Here is a 16404-nt window from a genome sequence, read left to right as displayed (position 1 = left end):
CCGCGCGGCCGAACCGGACATCGCGCCCCGAACCGGCCGGACGCCGAAAGGGGCCGGACACCTGATCGTTCCCGCCGCTACCGGCATGGAACCGTCCAGAACGGGATCCATCGCCACTTCACCCGCCTGTTCACCCGCTGTGGGAAACCGGGCCGTACGCCGTAGCCCGACATCGGTGCGCCGGGCCCGCCGACCGGCCCTCACCCGTACGGGGCGCCTCCGCCACCGGGCGTACGCCGGTCCGTCCAAGGCGCCTGTGCCCGTGCCGGTACCGGAGCTCCCCGGGCCGGGGAGCCGCCAGGACCGTCACGAGTGGTGCAGCTGCCAGCCCTGCCATGCCGATTCGACCATCTCGCGCACCCCGCGCCGCGCGCTCCAGCCCAGTTCCTCGGCGGCCAGCGCGGCCGAGGCGACCGCGCGCGGCGCGTCACCCGGGCGGCGCGGCTCGACGAGCACCTCACGGGTGTCGCCGGTGACCTCCCCGATGAGCGTCAGCAGTTCACGCACCGAGACACCTTCGCCACGGCCGATGTTCACCGTCAGATCGGCCGCGTCGCCCGGCCCGCCCGGCCCGCCCGGGGCGTCCGAGGCGGCCAGCCGCCGGGCCGCCGCGAGATGCGCCTCGGCGAGATCGGCGACATGGATGTAGTCGCGTACGCAGGTGCCGTCCGGCGTCGGATAGTCGTCGCCGAAGATCCGGGGCGCCTCGTCGCGCGTGAGCCGGTCGAAGACCATCGGGACCACGTTGAAGACACCGGTGTCCGCCAGCTCCGGCGCGGCGGCGCCCGCCACGTTGAAGTAGCGCAGGCACACCGTGTCGATGCCGTGCGCCCGGCCGGCGGCCCGCACCAGCCACTCACCCGCGAGCTTCGTCTCGCCGTAGGGACTCATCGGGGCGCACGGGGTGTCCTCCGTGATGAGGTCCACATCCGGGTTGCCGTACACGGCCGCGGACGAGGAGAAGAGGAACCGCCGCACCCCCGCCCCGGCGACCGCGTCCAGGAGAGTCGCGAGCCCTCCGAGGTTCTCCTGGTAGTAGCGCGTGGGCTGGGCCACCGACTCACCGACCTGCTTGCGCGCGGCCAGGTGCACCACACCCGTCACCGCGTGCTCGGCGAAGACCCGCTTGAGCAACTCCCCGTCCAGCGACGAGCCCTGGACCAGCGGAATACCGTCGGGCAGCCGCGCGGGAACCCCGGCCGAGAGGTCGTCCAGCGCGAGCACGCGCTCCCCTGCCTCGGCCATGGCGCGCGCCACATGCGCCCCGATGTATCCGGCCCCACCTGTGATCAGCCATGTCATGGACGCCCACCCTATGCCGGTCCGCTCCGGCCGGAACGCACATGTGCTCCGCACACAGGACGCGGGCCGTGCCCTGAATTGCGCCGGAATAGGCCGTGGTTTGTGGGCCGGGGCCCGGATCCACGATGATGATCGCGGCGGACGCGCCGATCAGAACGTGTTGATCGGACCGTGAACGGGCGGTGAACGGCCGCTTCCCATCATCCGATAGCCTCTGCCGACATGCCGCCCGGCCGTCCCAGGGCCGCACCCCCACCACGCACCTGCCCGGCGTCGTGCACGCCGGAACCCAGAGGAGTGAGTTCGTCTGTCGACCGCCATCCTCACCGGTCAGCCGGTCCCCGGGTCGTCGCTCGAAGGCGATCTGCGGTCCCTCGGCTTCGACGTGCGGGCCGCCACCGACGCGGCCGACGCCGAGACGCTCCTCGCCGCCGTCCCCGCGGACCAGCGGGTGGCGGTCGTCGACGCCCGCTTCGTGGGGCACGTCCACGCGCTGCGACTCGGCCTGACCGACCCCCGCTTCGACGCCGCCGCGATCCCCGGCGCCGTCACCGCCAAGTCCGCGGCGCGTCCGGCGCTGGCCCGGGCGCTGCGCACCGCCTCCTCGGAGGCGTCGAACGGCTCCGTGGTGGTCGGCATCGTCGCCGACCGGGTCGCGGAGACCCTCGACACCGATCTGCACCGCCCCGAGCTGGGCGAACTCGTCGCCGAGGTCCCCAGGGACCCGCAGGCCCGCAACGAGGCGCGGCAGTCCGTCGCCTCCGTGGACGACGAGGCGATCCGGCTGCGTACCGCCGTGAAGTCCCGTGACGGGTTCTTCACCACGTACTGCGTCAGCCCGTACTCCCGCTACCTCGCCCGCTGGTGTGCCCGCCGCGGCATGACCCCGAACCAGGTCACCACGGCGTCGCTGGTCACCGCGCTGATCGCGGCCGGCTGCGCGGCGACGGGCACCCGGGGCGGCTTCGTCGCCGCGGGACTGCTCCTCCTCCTCTCCTTCGTCCTCGACTGCACGGACGGCCAGCTCGCCCGCTACTCCCTGCAGTACTCCACGCTCGGCGCCTGGCTCGACGCGACCTTCGACCGCGCCAAGGAGTACGCCTACTACGCGGGCCTCGCCCTCGGCGCCGCCCGCGGTGGCGACGACGTCTGGGCGCTGGCCCTCGGCGCGATGGTCCTGCAGACCTGCCGGCACGTCGTCGACTTCTCCTTCAACGAGGCGAACGTCGACAGCACGGCCGCCAACACCAGCCCCACCGCGGCCCTTTCGGGCAAGCTCGACAGTGTCGGGTGGACGGTGTGGCTGCGCCGGATGATCGTCCTGCCCATCGGCGAGCGCTGGGCGATGATCGCGGTACTTACTGCGCTCACCACGCCCCGGATCACCTTCTACGTGCTGCTGATCGGCTGCGCGTTCGCCGCGTGCTACACCACCGCGGGCCGCGTGCTGCGCTCGCTGACCCGCAGGGCCACCCGCACGGAGCGGGCCACCCGGGCGCTCGCGGACCTCACCGACTCGGGCCCGCTCGCCGAGGTGTGCGCCACCGTGCTGCGCAAGCTGCCCGCCCGGCCGCCGGCCGGCTCGCGTCTGCTGATCGTGCTGCCCGGCGCCGCCCTCCTCGTCGCCGCGGCCTGGACCGCCGGCTACGGCAGCTGGTGGCCCGTCCTCGCCGCCGCGCTGTACGTGCTGACCTCGGGTGCCGCCGTCGCGCAGCCCCTGGGAGGGGCCCTGGACTGGCTGGTCCCGCCGCTGCTGCGCGCCGCCGAATACGGCACCGTACTGATCCTGGCGGCGAAAGCCGATGTGAACGGCGCCCTTCCGGCAGCTTTCGGGCTGGTGGCCGCGGTCGCCTACCATCACTACGACACGGTGTACCGCATCCGCGGCAACGCCGGCGCGCCCCCGCACTGGCTGGTGCGGGCGATCGGCGGGCACGAAGGCAGGACGCTGCTGGTCACCGTCCTGGCCGCGCTGCTCACCGCCTCAGATTTCAAGGTCGCGCTCACGGCTCTCGCCGTGGCCGTGGCACTGGTGGTGCTCTTCGAGAGCATCCGCTACTGGGTGACCGCCCATAAGCGCGGCGCACCCGCCGTACACGATGAAGGAGAACCCGCATGATCGGCCTCGTGCTGGCTGCCGGCGCCGGACGGCGTCTGCGCCCCTACACCGACACCCTGCCCAAGGCTCTGGTGCCGGTGGGACCCGAAGGCGACGAGGACAGCATCACGGTTCTCGACCTCACCCTCGGCAACTTCGCCGAGATCGGCCTGACCGAGGTCGCCGTCATCGTCGGTTACCGCAAGGAAGCCGTCTACGAGCGCCGCGAGGCGCTGGAGCAGAAGTACGGCGTCAAGATCACGCTGATCGACAACGACAAGGCCGAGGAGTGGAACAACGCCTACTCCCTGTGGTGCGGCCGTGACGCGATCAAGCACTCGGTGATCCTCGCCAACGGCGACACCGTGCACCCGGTCTCCGTCGAGAAGACCCTGCTCGCCGCCCGCGGCGACGGCAAGAAGATCATCCTCGCCCTCGACACGGTGAAGTCCCTCGCCGACGAGGAGATGAAGGTCGTCGTCGGCCCCGAGGGCGACATGACGAAGATCACCAAGCTGATGGACCCCGCCGAGGCGACCGGTGAGTACATCGGCGTGACCCTCATCGAGGGCGACGCGGCCGACGAGCTGGCCGACGCCCTCAAGACGGTCTTCGAGACGGACCCGCAGCAGTTCTACGAGCACGGCTACCAGGAGCTCGTGAACCGCGGCTTCCGTATCGACGTGGCCCCCATCGGCGACGTCAAGTGGGTCGAGATCGACAACCACGAAGACCTCGCCAAGGGACGTGAGATCGCGTGCCAGTACTGACGAGGCTCATCCCCTCGCCGGTCGTCGTCGACATCCGTCCGGGTGCCCTGGACGACCTGTCGGCGGTCCTCGCCGACCAGCGCATCTCGCACTCCGGCAAGCTGGCCGTCGCGATCAGCGGCGGCTCGGGCGCCAAGCTGCGCGAGCGGCTGACCCCGGCGATGCCGGGCGCCGACTGGTTCGAGGTCGGCGGCGGCACCCTGGACGAGGCGATCAAGCTCGCCGACGCCATGAAGAAGGGGCGCTACGACGCTGTCGTGGGCCTCGGCGGCGGCAAGATCATCGACTGCGCGAAGTTCGCCGCGGCCAGGATCGGCCTCCCGCTGGTCGCCGTCGCGACGAACCTCTCGCACGACGGTCTGTGCTCCCCGGTCGCGACCCTCGACAACGACGCGGGCCGCGGCTCGTACGGTGTGCCGAACCCGATCGCCGTCGTCATCGACCTCGACGTGATCCGTGAGGCCCCGGTCCGCTTCGTGCGCTCCGGCATCGGCGACGCCCTGTCCAACATCTCCGCGGTCGCGGACTGGGAGCTGGCAAACCGGGAGAAGGGCGAGCAGATCGACGGCCTCGCCGCCGCGATGGCCCGCCAGGCCGGCGAGGCCGTGCTGCGGCACCCGGGCGGCGTCGGCGACGACGCCTTCCTCCAGGTGCTCGCCGAGGGCCTGGTCCTCACCGGCATCTCCATGTCGGTGGCGGGCGACTCGCGTCCGGCGTCCGGCGCCTGCCACGAGATCAACCACGCCTTCGACCTGCTCTTCCCCAAGCGCGCCGCCAGCCACGGCGAGCAGTGCGGTCTGGGCGCGGCCTTCGCGATGCACCTGCGCGGTGCCCGTGAGGAGTCGGCGTACATGGCCGAGGTCCTGCAGCGCCACGGACTGCCCGTGCTGCCGGAGGAGATCGGCTTCACCCCGGACGAGTTCGTCCAGGTCGTGGAGTTCGCTCCGTCGACCAGGCCGGGCCGCTACACCATCCTCGAACACCTCGCTCTCTCCACCGACCAGATCAGGGACGCATACGCCGACTATGCAAAAGCCATCGGTAGCTGAACTCCGCCCGGTCGTGCACCCCCCGGGTGTGAAGGACCGGCGGAGCGGCGAGCACTGGGGAGGCCGGCTCTACATGCGCGAGATCTCGCTGCGCATCGACCGGCACCTGGTGAACACCAAGGTCACGCCCAACCAGCTGACCTACGTGATGACCGTCTTCGGCGTGCTCGCCGCCCCGGCCCTGCTGGTGCCCGGCATCCCGGGTGCCCTGCTCGGCGTACTGATGGTCCAGCTGTACCTGCTGTTCGACTGCGTCGACGGCGAGATCGCCCGCTGGCGCAAGCAGTACTCGATGACCGGGGTGTACGTCGACCGCGTCGCCGCCTACCTGTGCGACGCCGCGGTGCTGGTCGGCTTCGGCCTGCGTGCCGCGGACCTGTGGGGCACCGGGCGGATCGACTGGCTGTGGGCGTTCCTCGGCACCCTGGCCGCCCTCGGCGCGGTCCTGATCAAGTCCGAGACCGACCTCGTCGGTGTCGCCCGGCACCAGACCGGCAAGGAGCCGGTCCAGGAGTCGGCGTCCGAGCCGCGCTCCTCCGGCATGGCGCTGGCCCGTCGGGCCGCGGGCGCGCTGAAGTTCCACCGGCTCGTCCTCGGTATCGAGGCCTCTCTGCTGATCCTGGTCCTCGCGGTCCTGGACACGGTCAGGGACGACCTGTTCTTCTCGCGGCTCGGCGTCGCGGTGCTGGCCGGCATCGCCATGCTGCAGACCGTGCTGCACCTGGTGTCCATCCTCGCTTCGAGCAGGCTGAAGTGAGCACGGCCACGAAGGTCGGCGCGGTGATCATCACCATGGGCAACCGACCCGACGAGCTCCGTGCCCTCCTCGACTCGGTCGCCAAGCAGGACGGCGACCCGGTCGAGGTGGTCGTGGTCGGCAACGGCTCGCCCGTCCCGGACGTCACCGGTTCCATACCAGGCGTCCGCACGGTCGAACTGCCCGAGAACCTCGGCATCCCCGGCGGCCGCAACGTCGGCATCGAGGCGTTCGGCCCCGGCGGCACCGACGTGGACGTCCTGCTCTTCCTGGACGACGACGGCCTCCTGGCCCGCCACGACACCGCCGAGCTCTGCCGGCAGGCCTTCGCGGCCGACCCGGAGCTGGGCATCGTCAGCTTCCGCATCGCCGACCCCGAGACCGGGATCACCCAGCGCCGCCACGTGCCACGGCTGCGCGCCTCCGACCCGATGCGCAACTCCCGCGTGACCACCTTCCTCGGCGGTGCCAACGCCGTCCGTACGAAGGTGCTCGCCGAGGTCGGCGGGCTTCCCGACGAGTTCTTCTACGCCCACGAGGAGACCGACCTCGCATGGCGGGCCCTCGACGCGGGCTGGATGATCGACTACCGCTCGGACATGGTGCTCAACCACCCCACGACCGCACCCTCGCGGCACGCGGTCTACCACCGGATGGTCGCCCGCAACCGCGTCTGGCTCGCCCGCCGCAACCTGCCCGCCCCGCTGGTCCCGGTGTACCTCGGCGTGTGGATGCTGCTCACGCTCGCCCGCCGCCCCTCGCGCCCGGCCCTGAAGGCCTGGTTCGGCGGTTTCAAGGAGGGCTGGACCAGCCCGTGCGGGCCCCGGCGCCCCATGAAGTGGCGTACGGTGTGGCGCCTGACCCGACTGGGCCGACCACCCGTCATCTGACAAGCTCGATATCTGAGAGCATTCGGGCCGTACCCCGGTCCCTGTCTTTGGCCTACGCCCCACCAGGCCGCGCATCCTGAGGACGAAAGTTTCCACTGTGAGTGAGACAACGCATGACGGCGGCGTCGCGGTGAGCGCCCCTCCGTCCCCCGATGAAGGGCTCTCCGCGGCGGACCTCGCCGCCAAGTACGGGCTGGCCGTCAGCGGCGCCCGGCCCGGACTCGTCGAGTACGTCAGCCAGCTCTGGGGACGACGTCACTTCATCCTCGCCTTCTCGCAGGCGAAGCTCACCGCCCAGTACAGCCAGGCCAAGCTCGGCCAGCTGTGGCAGGTGGCCACACCGCTGCTGAACGCGGCCGTGTACTTCCTGATCTTCGGCCTGATCCTGGAGGCCGACCGCGGCATGGAGCGGGAGGTCTACATCCCGTTCCTGGTGACGGGCGTCTTCGTCTTCACCTTCACCCAGAGCTCGGTGATGGCGGGCGTGCGCGCGATCTCCGGGAACCTGGGACTGGTCCGGGCGCTGCACTTCCCGCGCGCCGCGCTGCCGATCTCGTTCTCGCTGCAGCAGCTCCAGCAGCTGCTCTTCTCGATGATCGTGCTGTTCGTCGTGGCGGTCGGCTTCGGCAGCTACCCCCGGCTGTCCTGGCTGCTGATCATCCCGATCCTGGTGCTGCAGTTCCTCTTCAACACCGGCCTCGCGATGATCATGGCGAGGATGGGCTCCAAGACCCCCGACCTGGCCCAGCTCATGCCGTTCGTGATGCGTACGTGGATGTACGCGTCCGGTGTCATGTTCTCGATCCCCCTGATGCTCGAAAAGCACCCCAAGTGGATCGCCGACGTCCTCCAGTGGAACCCGGCCGCCATCTACATGGACCTGATGCGCTTCGCGCTGATCGACGGCTACGGTCCCGCGTCGAAGGTCCTGCCGCCGCACGTGTGGGCGGTCGCGGCCGGCTGGGCCGTCCTCGTCGCCGTGGGCGGATTCGTGTACTTCTGGAAGGCTGAGGAGCGTTACGGCCGTGGCTGAGCAGAACGACAGGACCCCCCTGATCCCGACCGTCATCGCGGACGAGCTGCACATCGTCTACCGGGTCAACGGTGCCAAGACCGGCAAGGGCAGCGCGACCTCCGCCCTCAGCCGCATAATCAAGCGCGGCGAGGAGCGGGGCGTGCGCAAGGTGCACGCCGTCCGCGGTGTCTCCTTCAAGTCCTACCGCGGTGAGGCCATCGGCCTCATCGGCTCCAACGGCTCCGGCAAGTCCACCCTGCTGCGGGCCATCGCCGGTCTGCTCCCCGCGGAGAAGGGCCACGTCTACACCGACGGCCAGCCCTCGCTCCTCGGCGTCAACGCGGCCCTGATGAACGACCTCACGGGCGAGCGGAACGTCATCCTCGGCGGACTGGCCATGGGCATGACCCGCGAGCAGATCAGGGAGCGCTACCAGGACATCGTCGACTTCTCGGGGATCAACGAGAAGGGCGACTTCATCACCCTGCCCATGCGCACCTACTCCTCCGGCATGGCCGCCCGGCTGCGCTTCTCCATCGCCGCCGCCAAGGACCACGACGTCCTCATGATCGACGAGGCCCTCGCGACCGGCGACCGCAAGTTCCAGAAGCGCTCCGAGGCCCGGATCCGGGAGCTCCGCAAGGAGGCCGGCACGGTGTTCCTCGTCAGCCACAACAACAAGTCCATCCGTGACACGTGCGACCGCGTCCTGTGGCTGGAGCGCGGCGAGCTGCGCCTGGACGGCCCGACCGACGAGGTCCTTCGGGAGTACGAGAAGTTCACGGGCAAGTAGCCCGAGTCGTAGAAGAACCACGCAGGGCCCCGCCGGAACGGTTCGGTGGGGCCCTGCGTCTGCAAAGGAAACGCCAACTCCGGGCGCCCGTAGGAATCTTGACGCCAATCGGTGTGTTCTTGTGATGTGCAGGACACCCCGGCGGGGCATGGCGGGTTGTACAACGTAAGCTGTACCGGTGCTGATTCGCGGCAAGTGGGGCGAAAAGCGCGACACCCCCACAGAGGGTCTGCTGCGCGGACGGCCGGGCGGCGTGTCCGAAATAGGCACCATTGGGTCAGCAGTGTAGAACGGGTGATGTGACGGCAATGGCTACGGAATCTCTCCAGCTCCGCTGTGCGTGTGCCGTCTGCGCGTATGCCGTTCCCGGCCCGGGCGGCGAGTGATGACGCCAGTCGGAACCGCGCGCGCCGGTGACCCGGAGCGCAGCACCCTCGACAAGGCCGCGGACGAGAACTTTCCCGTGGCGCCGTTCTTCCTGCCCAAGGCCTGGCGGGCCGACCTCATGGCCGTCTACGGCTTCGCCCGGCTCGTCGACGACATCGGCGACGGGGACCTCGCCCCCGGCGGCGCCGACGCCCGCCTCCTGGGCGTGTCCCCCGAGGAGGCGAAGGACCGGCTCGTCCTGCTCGACGCCTTCGAGGCGGATCTGCGCAAGGTCTTCGACTCGACGCCGGGCCACCCGCTCCTGCGCCGCCTGCAGCCGACGGTCCGCCGCACCGGACTGACCCCGGAGCCCTTCCTCGGCCTGATCGCGGCGAACCGCCAGGACCAGCTCGTCAAGCGGTACGAGACCTGGGACGACCTCCTCGCCTACTGCGAGCTGTCCGCCAACCCGGTCGGCCGACTGGTCCTGTCCGTCACCGGCACCTCGACCCCCGAGCGGGTCCGCCGCTCCGACGCCGTCTGCACGGCCCTGCAGGTCGTCGAGCACCTCCAGGACGTCGCCGAGGACCTCGGCCGCGACCGCATCTACCTTCCCGCCGAGGACATGAAGCGCTTTCACGTCCAGGAGGCGGATCTCGCCGCGCCCACGGCAGGCGCATCGGCGCGCGCACTGGTTGCATACGAAGCAGAACGCGCCCGGAACCTCCTGAATGAAGGCACCCCCCTCGTGGGTAGCGTCCACGGCAGGCTGAAGCTGCTGCTCGCGGGGTTCGTGGCAGGAGGAAGGGCGGCAATCCGTGCGATCGCCGCCGCCGAATACGACGTACTTCCCGGCCCGCCGAAGCCCGGCAAGATCCAGTTGCTGCGCGAGGTGGGAGTGACTCTGCGAGGAGAGGGGTGATCCGGACCGTGGAGTCGGAACCACACATGTCCGCACCGGTACTCGCCGCTTACGGCTACTGCGAGGCGGTCACCGGGCAGCAGGCCCGGAATTTCGCGTACGGCATCCGGCTGCTGCCGACGCCCAAGCGCCGTGCGATGTCGGCGCTGTACGCGTTCTCACGGCGCGTCGACGACATCGGTGACGGCGCGCTCGCGCCCGAGGTCAAGGCGAAGCGGCTGGAGGACACCCGGGCGCTGCTCGCCCGGGTCCGCGACCGCTCGGTGGACGAGGACGACACCGATCCGGTCGCCGTCGCCCTGCGCCACACGGCGGACCACTTCCCGGTCCCGCTCGACGGCCTCGACGAACTCATCGACGGCGTGCTCATGGACGTCCGCGGCGAGACGTACGAGACCTGGGACGACCTGAAGGTCTACTGCCGCTGCGTCGCCGGCGCCATCGGCCGGCTCTCGCTCGGCGTCTTCGGTACGGAACCGGGGGCGCGCGGAGCCGAGCGGGCGCCGGAGTACGCGGACACCCTCGGGCTCGCGCTGCAACTGACCAACATCCTCAGGGACGTTCGCGAGGACGCCGAGGACGGGCGGACGTATCTGCCGGCGGACGACCTGGCGAAGTTCGGCTGCTCGGCCGGGTTCAACGGGCCGCGGCCACCCGAGGGCTCCGATTTCGCGGGCCTCGTGCACTTCGAAGTGCGCCGGGCCCGCGCGCTCTTCGCGGAGGGCTACCGGCTGCTGCCCATGCTGGACCGCCGCAGCGGCGCCTGCGTCGCCGCGATGGCCGGCATCTACCGCCGCCTCCTGGACCGCATCGAGCGCGAGCCGGAGGCCGTCCTGCGCGGCCGGGTCTCGCTCCCCGGACGCGAGAAGGCGTACGTCGCCGTGCGCGGCCTCTCCGGTCTCGACGCCCGGCACGTCTCCCGCCGGACCATCAGGAGGCGCGCTTGATGGACATTCCGGGCCAAGATGACGCACGTACCTGGAAACGGCGCGCAACCCTCCGGTCAAGGGCGGCGTCCCTGACTGCAACGGCCGCCCGTGCCCCGCTCCACCGGCACGGCGGGGCCGCGGGGGAAGGTGCACGATGAACGACACGACGCAGGACGAGGGGCTCGATGCCGACGCGTCGAGCCGCCCCGCGACGGCCGTAGTGGTCGGCGGGGGGCTCGCGGGGACGACCGCGGCGCTCGCGCTGGCCGACGCGGGACTCCGGGTGACGCTGCTCGAAGGCAGGCCCCGGCTGGGCGGCCTCGCCTTCTCCTTCCAGCGCGACGGACTCACCGTGGACAACGGCCAGCATGTGTACCTGCGCTGCTGCACGGCATACCGCTGGTTCCTCGACCGCGTCGACGGAGCCCGCCTCGCACCGCTGCAGGACCGTCTCGACGTGCCCGTCCTCGACGCCGACGCGCCACCCGGACGACGGCTCGGCAGAATCGGCCGAACGGCGCTGCCCGTCCCGCTGCATCTGGCGCGCAGCCTCGCGACCTACCCGCACCTGTCGCTCGCGGAGCGCGCCAAGGTCGGCCGTGCCGCACTGGCGCTCAAAGGACTCGATCTCGCCGATCCGGCGCTCGACACGCGGAGCTTCGGCGGCTGGCTGACCGCGCACGGTCAGTCGGACCGGGCCATCGAGGCACTGTGGGACCTGGTGGGGGTCGCCACCCTCAACGCGGTGGCCGGCGACACGTCGCTCGGGCTCGCCGCGATGGTGTTCAAGACCGGTCTGCTGTCCGACCCGGGCGCCGCCGACATCGGCTGGGCGCGCGTCCCGCTGGGTGAACTGCACGACCGGCTGGCCCGCAAGGCGCTCGACTCCGCGGGAGTCCGTACCGAAGTCCGTACACGAGTCACCTCCATCTCCCAACACGAGAACGGCCGTTGGAGCGTATCGGTTCCCGGTGAGACGCTCGACGCCGACACGGTCGTGCTCGCGGTGCCGCAGCGCGAGGCCCACGATCTGCTGCCCGAGGGCGCACTCGACGCCCCGGAACGGCTGCTGGAGATCGGTACGGCGCCCATCCTCAACATCCACGTCGTGTACGACCGCAAGGTGCTGAGCACACCGTTCTTCGCCGCGCTCGGCTCCCCGGTGCAGTGGGTCTTCGACCGCACCGAGGCGTCCGGGCTCAAGGAGGGCCAGTACCTCGCGCTGTCCCAGTCGGCCGCGCAGGACGAGATCGACACACCCGTCGCGGCGCTGCGCAAGCGCTACCTGCCGGAGCTGGAGCGGTTGCTGCCGCACACCAGGGACGCGCGGGTCCGCGACTTCTTCGTGACCAGGGAGCGCACGGCGACGTTCGCCCCGACCCCCGGCGTCGGACGGCTGCGGCCCGGCGCCCGCACCAAGGCACCCGGCCTGTACCTGGCCGGCGCGTGGACCGCCACCGGGTGGCCCGCGACCATGGAGAGTGCGGTCCGCAGCGGCGTGAGCGCGGCCGACGCCGCCCTCGGCGCTCTGGGCCGGCCCCGCGACCACCTCTTCGAGCTCTTCGAGGAGGCGGCGTGACGCTCGATCAGAGCGCGGCTGCCCGCCGCGGCACTGGCTCCCGCACCCCCCGTATCGCAAATAGAGGAGAGACTGTGCCCACTGTGCCCCCGGCATCGAAGGCTGCCGACGCGGTGGACGTGACCGCGCTCCTGGAGCGCGGCCGGACCCTGGCCTCACCGGTACTGCGGGCGGCCATCGACCGCCTCGCACCTCCCATGGACACCGTCGCCGCCTACCACTTCGGCTGGATCGACGCCGAGGGCAACCCCGCCGAGGGCGACGGCGGCAAGGCCGTGCGCCCCGCCCTCGCCGTGCTGTCCGCCGAGGCCGCGGGCGCCGCCCCCGAGGTGGGCGTGCCGGGCGCGGTCGCGGTTGAACTGGTGCACAACTTCTCACTCCTGCACGACGACCTGATGGACGGCGACGAGCAGCGCCGCCACCGTGACACCGTCTGGAAGGTGCACGGACCCGCCCAGGCGATCCTCGTCGGCGACGCCCTGTTCGCGCTGGCCAACGAACTGCTCCTGGAGCTCGGCACGGTCGAGGCGGGCCGCGCCACCCGCCGCCTCACCACCGCCACCCGCGCGCTGATCGACGGCCAGGCCCAGGACATCTCCTACGAGCACCGCGACCGCGTCAGCGTCGAGGAGTGCCTGGAAATGGAGGGCAACAAGACCGGCGCCCTGCTCGCCTGCGCCTGCTCCATCGGCGCGGTCCTCGGCGGCGCCGACGACCGCACGGCCGACACGCTGGAGAAGTACGGCTACCACCTCGGCCTCGCCTTCCAGGCCGTCGACGACCTCCTCGGCATCTGGGGCGACCCGGTGGCCACCGGCAAGCAGACCTGGAGCGACCTGCGTCAGCGCAAGAAGTCCCTGCCCGTCGTGGCCGCGCTCGCGGCCGGCGGCCCGGCCTCCGAGCGGCTGGGCGAACTGCTCGCCGCGGACGCCAAGAGCAGCGACTTCGAGAACTTCTCCGAGGAGGAGTTCGCCGTGCGCGCCGCGCTCATCGAGGAGGCCGGCGGCCGCGAGTGGACCGCCCAGGAGGCGCGCCGCCAGCACACCGTAGCCATCGAGGCGCTCGACACGATCGACATGCCGGACCGGGTGCGGGCGCAGTTCGTGGAGCTCGCAGACTTCGTCGTCGTACGGAAGAGATGATCACTATCGGTCGAATAACCCTCGCGTAGTCGCCGGCCGGTGCTGCGGAAGCACGAGCACCGGCCGACGGCGGACCCAGCAGAGACATGCCACTGCACGAAGGGGAAGCCATGACAGCGACGACCGACGGAAGCACCGGGGCCCTCCCGCCCCGCGCTGCCTCGGCCAGCGACATCCGGACAGAATCGACTCCCGCGGCGGCCGGGACAGCCGATATTCGAGACGCCGCCTCGCACGCGATACAGCGTGCCACCGACTTCCTGCTGAGCACGCAGGACGCCGAGGGCTGGTGGAAGGGCGACCTGGAGACCAACGTCACCATGGACGCCGAAGACCTGCTGCTCCGTCAGTTCCTCGGCATCGACGACGAGAAGACCACCCACGCCGCCGCGCTGTTCATCCGCGGCGAGCAGCGCGAGGACGGCACCTGGGCCTCCTTCTACGGCGGACCGGGCGAACTCTCCACCACCATCGAGGCGTACGTTGCCCTGCGGCTGGCCGGTGACGCGCCGGACGATCCGCACATGGCGAGGGCGTCCGCGTGGATCCGTGAGCGGGGCGGCATCGCCGCGGCCCGTGTCTTCACCCGGATCTGGCTGGCCCTGTTCGGCTGGTGGAAGTGGGACGACCTCCCCGAACTCCCGCCGGAGCTCATCTGGTTCCCGAAGTGGATGCCGCTCAACATCTACGACTTCGGCTGCTGGGCCCGGCAGACCATCGTGCCGCTCACCGTCGTCTCCGCGAAGCGCCCGGTACGGCCCGCGCCCTTCGCACTGGACGAGCTGCACGCCGACCCCCATAATCCCAACCCGGTCAAGCCCTTCGCGCCGGTGGCGAGTTGGGACGGAGCGTTCCAGCGGCTCGACAAGGCCCTGCACTCCTACCGCAAGGTCGCGCCGCGCCGGCTCCGCCGGGCCGCGATGAACACCGCGGCCCGCTGGATCATCGAGCGCCAGGAGAACGACGGATGCTGGGGAGGCATTCAGCCGCCGGCCGTCTACTCGGTCATCGCCCTCTACCTGCTCGGCTACGACCTCGAACACCCCGTGATGCGTGAGGGACTGGCCTCCCTGGACCGCTTCGCCCTGTGGCGCGAGGACGGGGCCCGGATGATCGAGGCCTGTCAGTCCCCGGTGTGGGACACCTGCCTCGCCACCATCGCGCTCGCCGACGCGGGCGTACCCGCCGACCACCCGCAGATGGTGCGGGCCGCGGACTGGATGCTCGGAGAGGAGATCGTCCGCCCCGGCGACTGGGCGGTCAAGAGGCCCGGACTCCAGCCCGGCGGCTGGGCGTTCGAGTTCCACAACGACAACTACCCCGACATCGACGACACCGCCGAGGTGGTCCTCGCGCTGCGCCGGGTCAGGCACCACGACCCGGAGCGGGTGGAGAAGGCCATCGGGCGCGGGGTGCGCTGGAACCTCGGCATGCAGTCGAAGAACGGCGCGTGGGGCGCCTTCGACGTCGACAACACCAGTCCCTTCCCCAACCGGCTGCCGTTCTGCGACTTCGGCGAGGTCATCGACCCGCCGTCCGCCGACGTCACCGCGCACGTCGTGGAGATGCTCGCCGTCGAGGGCCTGGCCCACGACCCGCGCACCCGCAGGGGCATCGAGTGGCTGCTCGCCGAACAGGAGGCGAACGGCTCCTGGTTCGGCCGCTGGGGTGTCAACTACGTATACGGGACAGGGTCGGTGGTGCCCGCGCTGGTAGCCGCCGGACTGCCCGGCTCACATCCCGCGATCCGCCGGGCGGTGGCCTGGCTGGAGACCGTACAGAACGAGGACGGAGGCTGGGGCGAGGACCTGCGCTCCTACCACGACGTCGCGGAGTGGAGCGGACGGGGCGCCTCGACCGCCTCCCAGACCGCGTGGGCGCTGCTGGCGCTGCTCGCGGCCGGGGAGCGGGACTCCAAGGCCGTCGAGCGCGGGATCGCCTGGCTCGCCCAGACCCAGCTCGCGGACGGCTCCTGGGACGAGCCGTACTTCACCGGCACCGGGTTCCCGTGGGACTTCTCCATCAACTACCACCTCTACCGGCAGGTGTTCCCGCTCACCGCACTCGGCCGGTACGTCAACGGCGAACCGTTCGCCGACCTGCAGAGTTCCCAGAGTTCCCAGGGCTCCTTCGGCAGGGCGAGCTGATGAGCGCGAAACCGGACGCCTCCCCGCTGCTCATCGCCTGCGCGCTGGGCATCGAGCAACTCGCCCTGCGCACCGGCGGGGACCGGGGCGGCGCCGGAGGACCGGTCACCGTGCTGCGTACGGGCATGGGACCGCTGGCCGCCGAACGGGCGGTCGGCAGGGCGCTGGCCGGACCTGCGCTGAGCGGGGCGGCCGTCCTGGCCACGGGTTTCTGTGCCGGGCTCGCCCCCGGTATGCATCCGGGGGACCTGGTCGTCGCCGAGGAGACCCGGGACCCGCGCGGCACCACGCCGTGCGTGGGCACCGGCCTGCTCGTCGGGGAACTGAGACGGGTCCTGCCCGGGCGCGCCGTCCACACGGGACCGCTCGCCGGTTCCGATCACGTGGTCCGCGGTCACGAACGGCAGGATCTGTTCGCGACCGGCGCGATCGCGGTCGACATGGAGTCGGCCGCCACGCTGCACAGCGCGGTCCGGGCGGGTGAGCGCCCGGTTGCCGCCGTACGGGTGGTCGTGGACGCCCCGGAACATGAACTCGTCCGGATCGGCACGGTACGCGGTGGAATATCAGCCTTCCGTGTTCTTCGTGCCGTCCTTCCTGTTTTTTTCGAATGGCACCGTTCTTTGTTGCTCCCCAGGAGGTGAG

15 protein-coding genes are annotated in these 16404 nt (G+C 71.0%); 14 read left to right on the top strand and 1 reads right to left on the bottom strand.

Going from position 1 to position 16404, the window contains the following annotated elements; translation table 11 throughout:
- Positions 1–306: 306 nt before the first annotated feature.
- Positions 307–1302, bottom strand: a complete 996-nt coding sequence (gene galE / locus OHS59_RS08530; RefSeq protein WP_328492768.1) for a UDP-glucose 4-epimerase GalE — start codon at positions 1300–1302, stop codon at positions 307–309.
- Between the two features lie 307 nt (positions 1303–1609).
- Here galE and OHS59_RS08525 point away from each other — a divergent pair, with 307 nt between their 5' ends.
- From OHS59_RS08525 to OHS59_RS08465, 14 genes are all read left to right on the top strand, one after another.
- Positions 1610–3421: a DUF5941 domain-containing protein gene (locus OHS59_RS08525; RefSeq protein WP_328499125.1), complete on the top strand. Its 1812-nt coding sequence runs from the start codon at positions 1610–1612 to the stop codon at positions 3419–3421.
- Complete coding sequence (locus OHS59_RS08520) at positions 3418–4170, top strand: phosphocholine cytidylyltransferase family protein (protein WP_328492767.1); 753 nt, start codon at positions 3418–3420, stop codon at positions 4168–4170. The genes OHS59_RS08525 and OHS59_RS08520 overlap by 4 nt, the downstream gene beginning before the upstream one ends.
- Complete coding sequence (locus OHS59_RS08515; RefSeq protein ID WP_328492766.1) at positions 4158–5219, top strand: iron-containing alcohol dehydrogenase family protein; 1062 nt, start codon at positions 4158–4160, stop codon at positions 5217–5219. The genes OHS59_RS08520 and OHS59_RS08515 overlap by 13 nt, the downstream gene beginning before the upstream one ends.
- Entirely contained in the window at positions 5197–5976 is a 780-nt protein-coding gene (locus tag OHS59_RS08510; RefSeq protein ID WP_328492765.1) for a CDP-alcohol phosphatidyltransferase family protein, read from the top strand. Before OHS59_RS08515 ends, OHS59_RS08510 begins: the two co-directional genes overlap by 23 nt.
- A gap of 35 nt (positions 5977–6011) precedes the next feature.
- A complete protein-coding gene (locus OHS59_RS08505) occupies positions 6012–6866 on the top strand; it encodes a glycosyltransferase family 2 protein (protein WP_443061619.1) in 855 nt (284 codons plus the stop codon).
- 97 nt (positions 6867–6963) lie between these two features.
- The gene (locus OHS59_RS08500; RefSeq protein WP_328492763.1) at positions 6964–7899 is read left to right on the top strand and encodes an ABC transporter permease; all 936 of its coding nucleotides are present in this window, start codon (positions 6964–6966) and stop codon (positions 7897–7899) included.
- Positions 7892–8674, top strand: a complete 783-nt coding sequence (locus OHS59_RS08495) for an ABC transporter ATP-binding protein (RefSeq protein ID WP_328492762.1) — start codon at positions 7892–7894, stop codon at positions 8672–8674. The genes OHS59_RS08500 and OHS59_RS08495 overlap by 8 nt, the downstream gene beginning before the upstream one ends.
- Before the next feature lie 385 nt (positions 8675–9059).
- Positions 9060–9962 carry a squalene synthase HpnC gene (gene hpnC, locus OHS59_RS08490; RefSeq protein WP_328492761.1) on the top strand — a complete coding sequence of 301 codons (903 nt, stop codon included), beginning with the start codon at positions 9060–9062 and terminating at the stop codon, positions 9960–9962.
- Positions 9959–10909, top strand: coding sequence for a presqualene diphosphate synthase HpnD (gene hpnD / locus OHS59_RS08485; protein ID WP_328492760.1), 951 nt, complete (start codon positions 9959–9961; stop codon positions 10907–10909). Before hpnC ends, hpnD begins: the two co-directional genes overlap by 4 nt.
- The gene (locus tag OHS59_RS44520) at positions 10909–11049 is read left to right on the top strand and encodes a DUF6380 family protein (RefSeq protein WP_443061618.1); all 141 of its coding nucleotides are present in this window, start codon (positions 10909–10911) and stop codon (positions 11047–11049) included. Before hpnD ends, OHS59_RS44520 begins: the two co-directional genes overlap by 1 nt.
- Entirely contained in the window at positions 11046–12470 is a 1425-nt protein-coding gene (gene hpnE, locus OHS59_RS08480) for a hydroxysqualene dehydroxylase HpnE (RefSeq protein WP_328492759.1), read from the top strand. Before OHS59_RS44520 ends, hpnE begins: the two co-directional genes overlap by 4 nt.
- The gene (locus OHS59_RS08475; RefSeq protein WP_443061404.1) at positions 12467–13612 is read left to right on the top strand and encodes a polyprenyl synthetase family protein; all 1146 of its coding nucleotides are present in this window, start codon (positions 12467–12469) and stop codon (positions 13610–13612) included. Before hpnE ends, OHS59_RS08475 begins: the two co-directional genes overlap by 4 nt.
- Positions 13613–13722: 110 nt before the next feature.
- Positions 13723–15759, top strand: coding sequence for a squalene--hopene cyclase (gene shc / locus OHS59_RS08470; RefSeq protein WP_328492758.1), 2037 nt, complete (start codon positions 13723–13725; stop codon positions 15757–15759).
- On the top strand, positions 15759–16403 hold the full coding sequence (locus OHS59_RS08465) for a phosphorylase family protein (protein WP_328492757.1): 645 nt from the start codon (positions 15759–15761) through the stop codon (positions 16401–16403). Before shc ends, OHS59_RS08465 begins: the two co-directional genes overlap by 1 nt.
- Position 16404: the final 1 nt, after the last annotated feature.

It is taken from the genome of Streptomyces sp. NBC_00414, assembly GCF_036038375.1.
In the GTDB taxonomy this organism is placed as follows: domain Bacteria; phylum Actinomycetota; class Actinomycetes; order Streptomycetales; family Streptomycetaceae; genus Streptomyces.
The sequence above is the reverse complement of the archived record's forward strand: the minus strand, read 5'-3'. Positions and strand labels throughout refer to the sequence as shown.

Bases quoted from the DNA above. Each gene is read 5' to 3' on its own strand.
- galE (WP_328492768.1), bottom strand. From the start codon at position 1,302: ATGACATGGCTGATCACAGGTGGGGCCGGATACATCGGGGCGCATGTG.
- OHS59_RS08520 (WP_328492767.1), top strand. From the start codon at position 3,418: ATGATCGGCCTCGTGCTGGCTGCCGGCGCCGGACGGCGTCTGCGCCCC.
- OHS59_RS08510 (WP_328492765.1), top strand. From the start codon at position 5,197: ATGCAAAAGCCATCGGTAGCTGAACTCCGCCCGGTCGTGCACCCCCCG.
- OHS59_RS08505 (WP_443061619.1), top strand. From the start codon at position 6,012: ATGGGCAACCGACCCGACGAGCTCCGTGCCCTCCTCGACTCGGTCGCC.
- hpnC (WP_328492761.1), top strand. From the start codon at position 9,060: ATGACGCCAGTCGGAACCGCGCGCGCCGGTGACCCGGAGCGCAGCACC.
- OHS59_RS44520 (WP_443061618.1), top strand. From the start codon at position 10,909: ATGGACATTCCGGGCCAAGATGACGCACGTACCTGGAAACGGCGCGCA.
- hpnE (WP_328492759.1), top strand. From the start codon at position 11,046: ATGAACGACACGACGCAGGACGAGGGGCTCGATGCCGACGCGTCGAGC.
- shc (WP_328492758.1), top strand. From the start codon at position 13,723: ATGACAGCGACGACCGACGGAAGCACCGGGGCCCTCCCGCCCCGCGCT.
- OHS59_RS08465 (WP_328492757.1), top strand. From the start codon at position 15,759: ATGAGCGCGAAACCGGACGCCTCCCCGCTGCTCATCGCCTGCGCGCTG.